Origin of the sequence: Streptomyces cupreus, from assembly GCF_014257025.1 — a bacterium.
Lineage (GTDB): Bacteria > Actinomycetota > Actinomycetes > Streptomycetales > Streptomycetaceae > Streptomyces > Streptomyces cupreus.
Genome location: NZ_JACMSF010000054.1, coordinates 13464 through 27081, shown reverse-complemented (window position 1 = coordinate 27081; position 13618 = coordinate 13464). Strand labels below are relative to the sequence as shown.

Genomic DNA, 13618 nt, shown 5'->3' with positions numbered 1-13618 from the left:
CATGTCACGCCCTCGGTGAGGGAATCGCTGGGGGCATGACAGATGACGCCATAGCGAGCGGGCCGTCGGAGAGTCTCTCCGATGAAGAGCGGCTGGCCCAGCTCGGCTACACGCAGGTTCTCGCCCGCCGTATGTCGGCGTTCTCCAACTACGCGGTCTCCTTCACGATCATCTCGGTGCTGTCGGGGTGTCTGACGCTGTATCTGTTCGGCATGAACACCGGCGGCCCGGCGGTGATCACCTGGGGCTGGGTCGCCGTCGGACTGATGACGCTGTTCGTCGGGCTCGCGATGGCCGAGATCTGCTCGGCGTATCCGACCTCGGCCGGCCTGTACTTCTGGGCCCACCGGCTCGCCCCGCCCCGTACGGCCGCCGCCTGGGCCTGGTTCACGGGGTGGTTCAACGTGCTGGGGCAGGTCGCGGTGACCGCCGGTATCGACTTCGGTGCCGCGTCCTTCCTCGGCGCGTATCTGAACCTCCAGTTCGACTTCGAGGTCACCCCCGGCCGCACGATCCTGCTGTTCGCCGGGATCCTGGTCCTGCACGGTCTGCTGAACACCTTCGGCGTGCGGATCGTCGCGCTGCTGAACAGCGTGAGCGTGTGGTGGCACGTCATCGGCGTCGCGGTGATCGTCGGCGCCCTGACCTTCGTACCGGACGAGCACCAGTCCGCGTCCTTCGTCTTCGGCGAGTTCGTCAACAACACGGGTTGGGGCAGCGGGTTGTACGTCGTCCTGATCGGCCTGCTGATGGCTCAGTACACCTTCACCGGCTACGACGCCTCCGCCCATATGACCGAGGAGACGCACGACGCGTCCACGGCGGGTCCGAAGGGGATCGTGCAGTCCATCTGGACGTCGTGGATCGCGGGCTTCGTCTTGTTGCTGGGCTTCACCTTCGCGATCCAGTCGTACGAGGGAGCCCTCACCTCCCCGACCGGCGCGCCGCCCGCCCAGATCCTGCTCGACGCGCTCGGCGCGACCGCGGGCAAGCTGCTGCTCCTGGTCGTGATCGGGGCGCAGCTGTTCTGCGGGATGGCCTCGGTGACGGCCAACAGCCGCATGATCTACGCCTTCTCGCGCGACGGAGCGCTGCCGTTCTCGCGGGTGTGGCACACGGTCAGCCCACGCACCCGCACTCCGGTCGCGGCGGTCTGGCTGGCGGCAGGCGGGGCCCTGCTCCTGGGCCTGCCATATCTGATCAATGTCACGGCGTACGCGGCGGTGACCTCGATCGCGGTGATCGGCCTCTACATCGCCTACGTCATCCCGACGCTGCTGCGGCTGCGCAAGGGCGAGGCCTTCGAGCGGGGGCCGTGGCATCTGGGGCGCTGGTCGACGGCGATCGGAGTGGTGGCGGTGGCGTGGGTCGGCGTGATCACGGTCCTGTTCATGCTGCCGCAGGTCTCCCCGGTCACCGCGGAGACCTTCAACTACGCCCCGGTCGCCGTCCTGGTCGTCCTCGGCTTCGCCGCCACCTGGTGGCTGGCCTCGGCCCGGCACTGGTTCCTCAACCCCGAGCACGAGCGCACGATCGCCCGCGAGGCGGCCCGCGCCGGCGCGCCCGAACCGGTCGATCCGTAACCCCTTCACCCATCGGACGCGGCCGTGTCCCCAATACCCGATCGGAGACACGGCCACGTCCGGCTATGCTCGTGGGGGCAACATCGCCTGGGCCCTTAGCTCAATTGGCAGAGCAGTGGACTTTTAATCCATTGGTTGTGGGTTCGAGTCCCACAGGGCCTACCGACAGCGGCGCCCGGATCGGCTTCGGCCGGACGGGCGCCGTGTCGTTCCTAGAGTGCGGGGATCGCCTGGGCCAGGGCGGCTACCGCAGCCGCCAGCGGGGCCACTGGTTCCGCGAAGGCCGTCAGGCGGTCCAGGGCCCGGCGTACTACTCCCGGCTCGGGGGTGCTCTCGTCCAGTTCCTCGCGCAGCCTGCGCAGCTCCGCTCGGGGGGAGTCCTGGTCGGGGAGGCCGGCTCGGTGTTCGTCCAGGAGGCGTTCGACCAGTGCCAGGCGGTCGTGGATCTGGGTGCGCTGGTCGGCCGTGAGGGACTGGAAGGAGACCTGGCCGGCGACGGCGCGGGCGCCGGGGCCCACGGCCTGGTTGGCGACCTGGCTCTGGCCGCCGTACTGCTGGACGCCGAAGTTCGTGTTCTCGGGGGGCTGGTGGGGCATCGGGTTCTCCTTACTGCGGGGCCGTGGCCGTGGCCGTCTCGGCGGTCGCCCTGGCGCCCTGGCCGATGGCCTGGTTGCCCACGACGCTGACCCCGCCGGTCTGCAGGACGCCGTGGTTGAGGATGGTCTGCGTCTGGGTGCGGAAGTCGGTGGTGTCCACCCCGTGCTCGTCCAGGAAGTCCCGCACGGCGGCCAGGGCGTGCCGGTCGAGGGCGGCGAACGCCCGCTCGGCGTCGACGCGTTGGAAGTGGTCGAGGTACTCGGCGCTCATGGCGTGCTCGCGGATGCTCAGCCGCGCTCCGCGGTCGAAGGCGGGGTCCGTCTTGGCGGCGGCCCGCTCCCGGCGCTGCCGGCGCGGTCCGCCCCACTCGCGGAAGGTCTCGCCGAGCACGGCCCGGGGCGCGCCGAACAGGGCGCCGCCGCTGCGCCGCAGGGCGGAGAGCAGCAGGCCCGCCCGGTGTGCGGGCGTGAGGGACTCCGGCAGCAGGTCGACTCCGCGCAGGTCCGGCCGTAGCGGAGTGAGGACGTGGCGGTCGCAGTGCAGGTGCAGGGTTCTGCCGACCACCGCGATGTGCAGCAGCTGACTGGGTACCACCGCGCCGCCCCACAGGGGCAGATGGGCGGCCAGACAGTGCCGCGGGGTGCCCTGCGGGTCCATCGCGATGTCGCGTACGGCCGCCTCCGGGAGCCGGGCTGCGGGCGCCTTGATCAGGGCGGGCAGGAAGCGATGGTCGCCGGTGATCTGGGTGCCGCTGACGAACACGCGGTCCTCGACCTCCAGTGCCGCGAGGCTCGGGCCGCCGTCGACGGGCGGCTCGGCGGTGGCATGGCGTACGGCGGTCTCGCGCAGCCGGGCGCGCAGCCGCTCGACCACGTCCCAGGTGCCGAAGTCGGTGAGGGGGGTGCCGGGCCGCTCGGGCAGCAGGGGCAGCGACACGGACCACTGCGACTGCCGTACGCCCTGTCCGACGAAGGGGGAGAAGCCGCTGTAGACGGTGACGTTGCCCGCCTGCGCCCTGGCCACGGCCTGTACTCCGGCGACCGCCCACGCCTCCGCGGGCTCGGGACCGGCCTCGGGGGCGAAGTTCTCGCGCCGCAGCGAATCGCGCAGCCGCTTGTCGACGTCCAGCTCCTCCTGGGCCATGACCCAGTACGCCCACACCCCGCCGCCGATCACCGCCAGCAGCGGCGGAATACCCAGCGCGTAGGACCCGGCCAGCCAGCTCCAAGGTCCCGACAGCGGCAGTGCCGAGAGGAACATCCCGAACAGGATCCCGGCCGGCAGCAGCCCGGCGATCGTGCCGACGAGCCAGCGCAGGGCCGCCCCCGTGTCCACCGGTTCCCGGCCGCGTACGCCGCGCCGCGGGGCCCGGGAGGCCTTGGCCAGCGCCTTGAAGGCGAGGTTGCCGAAGACCAGCCACAGCGGGCCGAAGGCGGCGATCAGCAGGTAGATCGCGACGAGCCGCTGGTCGCGCGCCCGGTGCAGCCGACGGGCCGCCAGACTGTGACGGACGACGGGCACCAGGTCGACCCCGGGGGAGGACGCCACCGCGCCTAGCTCGTCGCGCAGGACGTCGTCGACGACGCGGCGGGTGAACTCGGGGTCGGTGTAGGCGGCCGCGCACAGGTGGCGGGTGGTGTCGTCGGGCGTGGTGGAACCCACGGCACCGCCGGGGACGTCGGGCGAGGAGGGTGCCATGGTGCTGCTCCGTTCACGGATACGGGACAGGGCTGCGCGGGCACCGGTCCCGCCGAACACGGCTGCCAGGGCCACGCCCAGCAGCAGGCCGAAGACGAGGCCGTCCACCAGGAAGTTGACGAGCACCGCGTCCGAGGGGGAGCCGAAGAACAACAGGGACTCTTCGCCGTCGGCCTTGACGACGGCCCAGGACGCCAGTGCCGCGACGAGCGAGAGGAGCATGCCCGCGCCGAACGCGGCCAGCCACCGCACACCCCGGGAGGCCGGGCTCCGGCCCAGCAGCCATGGCGCCAGTACGGCACCGGCGAGCAGGACGATCAGGGCGGTGTTGCCCGCCAGATAGAGGGGCTCGGCCATCCCCTCCGAGCTCGGGGACAGATCCCAGGTCGGGACGTACAGCGAGCGGTGCACCATACGCACCACGGGCGTGTCCGGCTGCCACTCGTTGAGCGGATCCCTCATCCAGGGGCTGCCCAGCAGCACAAGTCCCCCGCACAGCAGGGCGGTTCTTCGCCCTGAACGCATTAATCGCCCCACGGCACCCCCCAGTCACACCCCGGTCGCAGCACTGTACGTAGTCGAACGGCTGCGCACCAGCGGTCAGGGAGACATTCCCGGGGAGCGTCAGCCCGCCGTACGGTCGGCCAACTCGCCGAGCGGCAGGGTGTGTTGGGTCTGGAGGACCTTGGCGCGCAGGTAGCGGACATTGTGGGCGGTGGTGAAGACGCCGGTGGGGATCCGGTCGCGGACGCCGATGCCGAGGTCGCGCAACTGGGCCGCCTTGTCGGGGTTGTTGGAGAGCAGGTCCAGTTCGCCGATGCCGAGCGCCGTCAGCATCTGGGCGGCCGCCGTGTAGTCGCGGGCGTCCTCGGGCAGGCCGAGGGCGGCGTTGGCGGCGTAGGTGTCGAGGCCCTGGTCCTGGAGGGCGTACGCGTCGAGCTTGTTGTAGAGGCCGATGCCGCGGCCCTCCTGGCGGAGGTAGAGCAGCACGCCGCCGCGCTCCGCGATGCGCTCGACCGCCTCGCGCAACTGGGGACCGCAGTCGCAGCGGGCCGAGCCGAAGACATCGCCGGTCAGGCACTCCGAGTGCAGCCGGACGAGCGGGACGGGGCCGGGGTCGCCGAGGACGACGGCCACGTGTTCCTGGCCGTCGGCGAGGCCGTGGAAGGTGACGAGGTCGGCGTCGACGCTATAGCCGTCCTGGAAGCGCAGCGGCACGCGGACGCGGGAGCGCGGGGTGGCGGCGGGGTGCTCGGACATGCGGGTCTCCGGTCCTCGGGGCTATCTGCTTCATATTTGAAGCAGATCCTCGGTTCGGGACCCTACCTCATGCTTGAAATTTGAAGCAACTAAAATGTGACGCGGCTCATTCACCACTGCACGAGCGGCGCAGCCACGGCACATCGGCGGGCTCCCCGCCCTGCAGTGCCTGCGTCACGCCGCTGAAGATCTCCTCCAGCTGCCCCACCTGCTCCGGCGTGAGGTGATCGAAGAGGGCGGCCCGTACGGTCGCCACATGGCCGGGTGCCGTCCGTTCCAGGACGGTCATCCCCTCGTCCGTCAGCGCGGCGACACTGCCCCGCTTGTCCCAGCGGCACTCCTCGCGCCGTACGAGCCCGTCCTTCTCCAGCCTGGCCACGGCGTACGTCAGCCGGCTGCGCGTGATCTTCAGGCGCTCCGCGAGGTCGGTCATCCGCAGCCGGCGCTCCGGGGACTCGGAGAGATTGCTGAGGATGGAGTAGTACATGTGCGGCATGCCGGCGTCATGCTGGAGCTGCCGGTCCAGGGCGTCCTCCAGGAGGAGGGCGGCACCGATGTACGCGCGCCAGGCGCGCTGCTCCTCGGGGGTGAGCCAGCGGGTCGTCATGGGTCCAGTGTAGATTTGCTTAAAACTTGAACCAAGCCCGCCTTGAATCAAGCGCCGCCTTGGAACCAGGCGCCGCCCTGAACCAAGCCCGCCGGTCCCGCTGGAGCGTCGATGCCTCTCCCTTACGTCCTGCTGTCGGCCGCCGTCTCCCTCGACGGCTACTTGGACGACACCGGCCCCGAGCGGCTGCTGCTCTCCAGCCCGGCCGACTTCGACCGGGTCGACGAGGTACGGGCGTCGGTCGACGCGATCCTCGTCGGCGCCGGGACGATCCGCGCCGACAACCCCCGGCTCCTGGTCAACTCCCCGTCGCGGCGCGCGGTACGGGTTTGCGCGGGGCGGCCGGAGTACCCCCTGAAGGTCACGGTCAGCGGGAGCGGGGAGCTGGATCCGGAGGCGAAGTTCTGGCACACGGGCGGCGAGAAGATCGTCTATACGACGGAGAAGGGCGCCGAGCGGGCCCGCGCGGCAGGCCTCGCGGCGGACGTGGTGTCCCTGGGCCCCGACCTGGACTGGCGGCGACTGCTGGAGGATCTGCACGCCCGGGGGGTGCGGCGCCTGATGGTGGAGGGCGGCGGCCGTGTCCACACCCAGCTCCTCCAGGAGGGTCTGGCGGACGAGCTGCACCTGGTGCTGGCCCCCCTGTTCGTCGGCGACCCGTCCGCGCCGCGCCTCTTCGGCCCCGGGGGGTACCAGCAGGGCCGGCTGCGGCTGCTGGAGTCCCGCCGTATCGAGGACGTGGTCCTGATGCGCTACGCACCCACGGCACCCGGCGAAGGCACGCGGGCCACGGCCGCGGACCGCCACTGGCTCCGGCTGGCCTGCGAACTGGCGGAGCTGTGCCCGCCGTCGCGGACGGCGTTCAGCGTCGGCGCGGTGGTGGTGGCGTCCGACGGTACGGAACTCGCCCGCGGCCACTCCCGGGAGGGCGACGACCCGGTGGTCCACGCGGAGGAAGCGGCACTGGCGAAGATCGACCCGACGGACCCCCGGCTGGCCTCGGCGACGGTGTACAGCAGCCTGGAACCCTGCGCCCACCGGGCCTCCCGCCCGGCGCCCTGCGCTCGGCTGATCCTTCAGGCGGGCGTACGCAGGGTCGTCACGGCGTGGCGCGAGCCGGACACCTTCGTGGTGGACGCCGACGGGAGCGGGCTGCTGGCGTCGGCGGGCGTTGACGTGGTGGTGCTCCCGGAGTTCGAGGACCGCGCGAAGGCACCGAACACCCACCTGCTGCCGTAAGAGCCCCACCCCCGCTGCCCACCGTGGCGCGCGCCCTCCCGCCCGACGCCGAGTTCGCCCGCCCCGGCGTCCTCGTCAGCGCGCGCAACTGGACGTCGTACGGCGCGTACAAGCACCGGGCGCAGCCGGTCCTGGAGGTCGCGCTGAGCCATGGCCTCGGCGGCCCTCGCCGCCCGCAGGCTCGCCGGGGAGGCCCGCGTGAACAAACGCGTGTGCTTCGTGTCCCGCGGATGACGTACACTGGTTTCACCGACGCGGGGTGGAGCAGCTCGGTAGCTCGCTGGGCTCATAACCCAGAGGTCGCAGGTTCAAATCCTGTCCCCGCTACTGAAGGCCGAGGGCCGGAATCCGAAAGGGTTCCGGCCCTCGGTGCGTTCCCCGTGCCTCATCCACTCGGCCCACACCGTTCGCCCCCCGCCCCCGCTCCGGGAAACCTGGAGGGACGGCGGATGTGGCGGGAGGCGGGCAGTGCGGGCTTCAGGCGTGGACGAGACCTGGCACGTCCCAACCGCACGCACCGTCGTCCTGCTGCTCCCGGCGCTGCTGATCGCGGGCGGCGTCCTCTACGACTTCGTCACCCCACGGGACTTCACCGCGATCCCCTTCTTCACCGCCGCCCCGCTGGTGGCCGCGCCGTTCTACCCGCTGATCGGCACCGTCGTCACCGGGATCGTGGCCCTGATCGCCGCGTACGGCGTCCATGTCCGCTACGGCTTCGGCATGGACGCGGACACGGTCACCGAGGTGGTGACCGTGGTCACCGTCGCCGTCCTGGCCGTCGTGCTCAACCGCGTCGTGCGCCGCGGCGATCTGCGGCTCGCCTCGCAGCGCGAGATCGCCGTGGCCACCCAGCGCGCCGTCCTGCCCGAACCCGTGGAGCGGATCGGCGGCTACGAGATCGCCGCCCGCTACGAGGCGGCGCAGGCCGATGCCTACATCGGCGGCGATCTGTACGCGGTGCAGGACAGCGCGTACGGCGTACGGCTCGTCGTCGGCGATGTGCGCGGAAAGGGGATGGGGGCCGTCGCGGCCGTCGCCGTGGTCATCGGGGCCTTCCGGGAGGCCGCCGAGCAGGAGGCGAGCCTGGAGGCGGTGGTGCAGCGGCTGGAGCGGGCGCTGTCCCGTGAGGCCTCGCGGCAGGGCGGGATCGAGGCCGTCGAGGGGTTCACGACCGTCGTGCTCGCCGAACTCCCGCACGGCGACGGGCTCGTCCGCGTCGTCAACCGCGGCCATCCGCCCCCGCTGCTGCTGTACCCCGATGGCACCGTGCGCCCGCTGGCCGCCCGCGAGCCCGCCCTCCCGCTGGGCATGAGCGACCTCGACAACTGGCCCGACCGCGCCGACGAGGTCCCCTTCCCGCCCGGCACCACCCTGCTCCTGCACACCGACGGCCTGACCGAGGCCCGGGACGCGCACGGCGCCTTCTACGACCCCGAGCGACGGCTGGCCGGCCGCGTCTTCCGCGATCCCGGCACCCTGATCCGCACCCTCGCCGAGGAGGTACGCCGGCACTGCGGGGGCGGCATGGCGGACGACATGGCGCTGCTCGCCGTAAGAAGACCCCCTGATGGTCACCGGGGGTGATCGGATGGGAGCCCTCCGCATAACAACTGACATACCGTCAATACCTGTGTGACGGCTGCGGCTTGGTCAACTCGCCCGATTTGGCCCGCTGGTGACCTGAAAGTCCAGGCCAAAAACGTTAATGATCAAGTCGAACGGCTTGGAATCCATGCCCCACGTCTATTAACGTTCGATAACGCAGCGCGGTCGTCCCAGCCGTCACAAGAGGCGGCTCCGTGCGCACGCGCCGAATCCCGCAAGGGAACCGGGGAACCACCAACTTGGGGTGAATCGGGCGTAATCCGCCGTACGGAAACGGCGGATATACGCGCGTAGGAGACCTTCCTGCTCCGAACCCGTCAGCTAACCCGGTAGGCGAGAAGGAAGGAAAGGAGCACGCCCACGTGGCGTCAAACCGGCCTGCCCCCGAGGCCCCGTTCGTGCCGAGCCAGCGCAGTGACGAGTCCTTCGGCTACGGCAGCTACCGCACCGACGAGGGCCCCTGGGAGGAATGGAACCCCACCACGGAATCCATTCGCCCGGTCCGCGGCCGGCACCGCGTCTCCAAGCAGCGCGGCGGCGGACTCGCCCGTAGCTCCACGGTTCTCGGCGTCGGTGTCATAGCCGCCGTCGGCGCGGGCGGCATGGCCAGCGCGCAGTCCGGCAAGCCGCCGGTCGCGATCACCATGCCCGACCTGCCGCTGATCTCCGACGACTCCGTGGACGAGGCGCCGGAGACCTCGGCCACCCCGCTCAGCAGCGTCGGCATGATCACCACGGACACCGAGCAGGGTGCCGCGGACGCCGGTGAGGCGCTGCGCGCCCGGATCATGGCCCAGGCCGAGCAGCAGCAGGACCAGGTCGACACCAAGGCCGCCGAGGCCGCCGCCGCTGCCGCCGAGAAGGCCGCCGCGGAAGCCGCCGCCGAGGCCGAGAAGGAGGCGGAGGCCAAGGCCGCCGCCGCCAAGGAGAAGGCCGAGCAGGAGGCCCGCGAGAAGGCGGAGGCCGAGCGCCTGGCCGCGCTGGCCAAGCAGTACGCGCTGCCGACCTCCTCGTACACCATCACCTCGACCTTCGGTCAGGCCGGCTCGCTGTGGTCCTCCGGCTATCACACCGGCCTCGACTTCGCCGCTCCCACGGGCACGCTGATCAAGGCGGTCCACAGCGGCACGATCACCTCCGCCGGCTGGGACGGCTCCTACGGCTACAAGACCGTGCTCACTCTGGAGGACGGCACCGAGATCTGGTACGCCCACCAGTCCTCGATCAGCGTCAGCGTCGGGCAGAAGGTCACCACGGGCGACGTCATCGGCCGCGTGGGCGCGACCGGCAACGTCACCGGGGCCCACCTCCACATGGAGGTCCACCCCGAGGGCTCCTCCTCCGGCATCGACCCGCTCGCCTGGCTGCGCAGCAAGGGCCTCAACCCCTGATCAAGACCCGCCAGAACCCCGGCGGTCCTGACGACGACCCCCCGACGTCAGGGCTGCCGGTTTCTGGTGTCTACGAACGGTAGGGGTTGTACGCCGGGTACGGCCCCGCCGGATACGCCGGGTAGGGCTGGTACGTCGGCTGCGGCGGGTGGCCGTACGCCCCGTACACCGGCCACGGCGCCGCCACCACCGGCACCGGCGGGGCCGTGGCGCGGGCCGCGTGGTCGAGGGCGGGCCGTGCGACCTCCCGGCGCCGCCACAGTTCCCGCAGCAACTCCGCCTCTCGTACGACGAAGTCGGCGCCCGCGCGGCCGCGGCGCCCTCGGTGCCGCAGGAACGCGAGCGAGGTCGCATACGCCTCGTACTGCGCCACCTCCCGCGCCGCCTGCTTCCCGGCATGGCGGCGGGCGTACTGCCGGGCCAGGCGCCGGGCCCGCATCGAGCCGAGCGCGAAGGGCTCGCCCGGGGTGAGCCAGCCGGCGACGGCGTAGGCGGGCAGCTCCTCCCGCACGGTGCGCAGTTCGCGCTGCCGCGTCCAGATCAGCAGCCAGGTCAGCAGCCCGAACGCGGGCACCATGATCGCCGCGTAGACGGCGAAGAAGCCGTACGGGCCGAAGGTCGAGGAGCCGTTCCACATCGCGTGCATGCCCATCGCGAGCAGCAGCCCGGACAGCGGCAGCAGGACGCGCCGCCAGCGCTGGCGCTCGCCCGAGAGTGCGGCGACGCCGAAGCCGATGCCGGTGAGGACGGTGAACAGGGGGTGCGCGAAGGGCGACATGATGACGCGCACGAAGAAGGTCGCGGCCGTCACGGAGGCGATGCCGCGGTCGCCGGTGAGCTGGTCGGTGCCGAAGGCGGTACCGAGGTAGAGGATGTTCTCGGTGAACGCGAAGCCGGTGGCGGTGACCCCGGCTATCACCACCCCGTCGACGAGCCCGGTGAAGTCCCGGCGCCGGAAGAGGAAGACGAGCAGTACGGCGGCCGCTTTCGCCGACTCCTCCACGATCGGCGCTATGACGGTCGCCCCGAGGGTGTCCGCGCTGGACGGGTCCGCGGTGGCCGTCGCTATCCATCTGGTCGCGAAGCTGTTGGCGACGATGGCTATCAGCGCCGCCGCGCAGGCGCCCCAGGCGAAGGCGAACAGCAGATTCCGCCAGGGGCCCGGCTCGACCCGGTCCAGCCAGCGGAAGGCGGCTATGAGCAGCGGCACGGGCAGGACGGCGAGGCCGAGCCCGACCAGGAAGCCCTGGGTGCCGGTCTGTTCGCGGACCAGGGCGAGGATGACGAGGCCGGAGAGCGCGAGAAGGGTGATCAGCGCGCCGTAACGCACCCACTTCCGCTGCCACCAGTGCGCGTGCCGCAGTGCGCCGCCGGTGGGACCGATGGGGTGCGTCGGGTACGGGGGACAGGTGGCCACGGCATTGACCCTAACGAGGGAGGGGCGCAGCCCGCAGAACAGCGCGGTGGGCTCAGGCGCCGGTGGGGGGTATGTCTCGGTGCGGTGCGTGCTGCCGCACAGGCTGCTGTACGCGACGGAAGAGCAGGTCGTTCACGACATGTCCCTTGTCCAGTCCCTGGCCCTCGAAACGGGTCAGCGGCCGGAACTCGGGACGCGGCGCAAAACCGCCGTCGGCCTGTGTGTTCTCGAAGTCCGGGTGCGCCGTCAGCACGTCGAGCATCTGTTCGGCGTACGGCTCCCAATCGGTCGCGCAGTGCAGGATCGCACCGGGCCTCAGCCGGGTCGCGGCGAGGCTGAGGAACTCCGGCTGGATCAGCCGCCGCTTGTGGTGCCGCTTCTTCGGCCAGGGGTCCGGGAAGAAGACACGGAGCCCGTCGAGGGAGTCCGGGGCGAGCATCTCGCGGAGCAGGATGATGGCGTCGCCGTTGCCGACCCGGATGTTGGTCAGGCCGTGGTGTTCGGCGAGGTTGAGCAGATTGCCCTGGCCGGGCGTGTGCACATCGACGGCGAGCACATTGGTCGCCGGGTCGGCGGCGGCCATCTGCGCGGTGGCCTCCCCCATCCCGAACCCGATCTCCAGGACGACGCGATGGTCGTTCCCGAACAGCTCCCCGAGATCAATGACCCGCTGGCCATCGATGTCCAGCCCCCACGTGGGCCACAACCGCTGCAACGCATCGGCCTGCCCGGCGGTCACCCGACTCCGCCGAGGCTGAAAACTCCGAATCCGCCGCTCGAAGTGAGACCCGGCGGGATCGGCCTTGGGCCCATCCGGGAACCGCGGCTCCCCCTTATCCCGGGTATGCCGAACAGACACACCGGGCTCGTGGCCGGGGGCGGGGTGGGGGGCTTCGGGGGTGTGGAGGGAGTCAGACACAGTGGGTTCGATTTTACGGGAGGTGGAACGGCTCTCAGCCCGTCCGGCGTGCGCGGACGAGGCGCAGCCGTCACCCCGTCACACAGACCCGAGCACAGCCAACGCCCGCCGAGCCACCTCCCGACCGATCGGCAACGACGCCGTGGCCGCCGGGGAAGGCGCGTTCAGCACATGCACCGCCCGCGCCCCCTCCTTGATCAGGAAGTCGTCCACCAACGTCCCGTCCCGAAGAACCGCCTGCGCCCGCACCCCCGCCGCCGCAGGCACCAGATCCTCATCGGCAACCGCAGGCAACAACCGCCGCACAGCCGCCGCGAACGCCCCCTTGGACACGGACCGCCGCAGCTCCCCCGCTCCGTACCGCCAATGCCGCCGAGCTATCGCCCACGCCCCCGGCCACCCCAGCGTCGAGGCGATCTCAAGAGGCCGTACGACCCCCCACCCATACCCCTCCCGGGCCAGCGCCGGCACCGCATTGGGCCCGACATGCACACCGCCGTCGACCCCACGCGTCAGATGCACCCCGAGAAACGGAAACGCCGGATCCGGCACCGGATACACCAGCCCCCGCACCAGCTCGGGCCGCGCCAGCGAGTAGTACTCCCCCCGGAACGGCACAATCCGCATCCCCGGCTCGTCCCCGGTGAGCCGAGCGACCTTGTCGCAGTACAGCCCGGCACAGTTCACCAGCACCCGAGCCCGCACCACATCCCCGCCGCCCGTCTGCACGGCAACCCCGAGTGACGGCCGCCGATCCACCCGGACGACCTGAGCGCCGTACCGGATCTCCGCCCCCGAGGCCTCGGCCAGCCGTCGAGCGACACCGACGAAGTCACAGATCCCCGTGGTCCCCACATGTATCGCCGCGAGCCCCCGCACCTCCGGCTCGTACTCGGCGATCTGCGCGGCCCCCAGCTCCCGCACCGGAATGCCGTTCTCCCGCCCCCGCTGCACCAGCGCGTGCAGCCGGGGCAGCTCCGACCGCTCGGTGGCGACGATCAGCTTCCCGGTGACGGCATGATCGATGTCGTACTCGGCGCAAAACTTGACCATCTCGGCGGCGCCACGCACCGCATACCGCGCCTTCAGCGATCCGGGCCGGTAGTAGATCCCGCTGTGGATCACCCCGCTGTTCCGCCCGGTCTGATGACGGGCGGGCCCGGCCTCCTTCTCCAGCACGGTGATGCGTGTGCCCGGCGCGGCCCGAGTGATCGCATACGCCGTGGACAGCCCGACGATCCCTCCGCCGACCACGAGCACATCACAGTCGTAAGCGACCGACCGCACCAGCACCACCTCCCG

Annotated in this window: 11 protein-coding genes, 2 tRNA genes and 1 riboswitch; of the genes, 6 read left to right on the top strand and 7 right to left on the bottom strand. The window is 71.3% G+C overall.

Annotated elements, in window-relative coordinates:
• The first annotated feature begins 35 nt into the window (after positions 1-35).
• A complete protein-coding gene (locus H4N64_RS34615) occupies positions 36-1583 on the top strand; it encodes an amino acid permease (protein WP_186286498.1) in 1548 nt (515 codons plus the stop codon).
• Positions 1584-1672: 89 nt separating this feature from the next.
• Positions 1673-1745 (top strand) — tRNA-Lys (locus tag H4N64_RS34610).
• Between the two features lie 50 nt (positions 1746-1795).
• On the opposite strand, the gene H4N64_RS34605 is transcribed toward H4N64_RS34610, so the two are convergent.
• The 4 genes from H4N64_RS34605 to H4N64_RS34590 all read right to left on the bottom strand — a co-directional run bounded on the left by H4N64_RS34605 (position 1796) and on the right by H4N64_RS34590 (position 5745).
• Entirely contained in the window at positions 1796-2179 is a 384-nt protein-coding gene (locus tag H4N64_RS34605; protein WP_186286497.1) for a DUF5955 family protein, read from the bottom strand.
• Between the two features lie 10 nt (positions 2180-2189).
• A complete protein-coding gene (locus H4N64_RS34600) occupies positions 2190-4403 on the bottom strand; it encodes a hypothetical protein (RefSeq protein ID WP_186286496.1) in 2214 nt (737 codons plus the stop codon).
• A gap of 99 nt (positions 4404-4502) precedes the next feature.
• Positions 4503-5138, bottom strand: a complete 636-nt coding sequence (locus H4N64_RS34595) for a GTP cyclohydrolase II (protein ID WP_186286495.1) — start codon at positions 5136-5138, stop codon at positions 4503-4505.
• A gap of 106 nt (positions 5139-5244) precedes the next feature.
• Positions 5245-5745 carry a MarR family winged helix-turn-helix transcriptional regulator gene (locus H4N64_RS34590; protein ID WP_186286494.1) on the bottom strand — a complete coding sequence of 167 codons (501 nt, stop codon included), beginning with the start codon at positions 5743-5745 and terminating at the stop codon, positions 5245-5247.
• A 111-nt stretch (positions 5746-5856) separates the two neighbouring features.
• Between H4N64_RS34590 and H4N64_RS34585 the strand changes: the two genes are divergently transcribed.
• The 4 genes from H4N64_RS34585 (at position 5857) to H4N64_RS34570 (ending at position 9980) form a co-directional block, all read left to right on the top strand.
• Positions 5857-6984 (top strand): dihydrofolate reductase family protein, encoded by a 1128-nt coding sequence (locus H4N64_RS34585; RefSeq protein WP_186286493.1) that lies wholly within the window; start codon positions 5857-5859, stop codon positions 6982-6984.
• Between the two features lie 253 nt (positions 6985-7237).
• Positions 7238-7311 (top strand) — tRNA-Met (locus tag H4N64_RS34580).
• 156 nt (positions 7312-7467) lie between these two features.
• Positions 7468-8568: a PP2C family protein-serine/threonine phosphatase gene (locus H4N64_RS34575; RefSeq protein ID WP_336246883.1), complete on the top strand. Its 1101-nt coding sequence runs from the start codon at positions 7468-7470 to the stop codon at positions 8566-8568.
• Positions 8569-8782: 214 nt separating this feature from the next.
• Positions 8783-8940: riboswitch (cyclic di-AMP (ydaO/yuaA leader) on the top strand.
• A gap of 11 nt (positions 8941-8951) precedes the next feature.
• Entirely contained in the window at positions 8952-9980 is a 1029-nt protein-coding gene (locus H4N64_RS34570) for a peptidoglycan DD-metalloendopeptidase family protein (RefSeq protein WP_186286491.1), read from the top strand.
• A 70-nt stretch (positions 9981-10050) separates the two neighbouring features.
• Here the strand turns inward: H4N64_RS34570 and H4N64_RS34565 are convergent, their stop codons facing one another.
• The 3 genes from H4N64_RS34565 to lhgO form a co-directional block, all read right to left on the bottom strand.
• Positions 10051-11397 carry a PrsW family glutamic-type intramembrane protease gene (locus H4N64_RS34565; RefSeq protein ID WP_186286490.1) on the bottom strand — a complete coding sequence of 449 codons (1347 nt, stop codon included), beginning with the start codon at positions 11395-11397 and terminating at the stop codon, positions 10051-10053.
• Positions 11398-11449: 52 nt separating this feature from the next.
• Positions 11450-12316, bottom strand: a complete 867-nt coding sequence (gene trmB / locus H4N64_RS34560; RefSeq protein ID WP_186286489.1) for a tRNA (guanosine(46)-N7)-methyltransferase TrmB — start codon at positions 12314-12316, stop codon at positions 11450-11452.
• A gap of 78 nt (positions 12317-12394) precedes the next feature.
• On the bottom strand, positions 12395-13606 hold the full coding sequence (gene lhgO, locus H4N64_RS34555; RefSeq protein ID WP_186286520.1) for an L-2-hydroxyglutarate oxidase: 1212 nt from the start codon (positions 13604-13606) through the stop codon (positions 12395-12397).
• Positions 13607-13618: the final 12 nt, after the last annotated feature.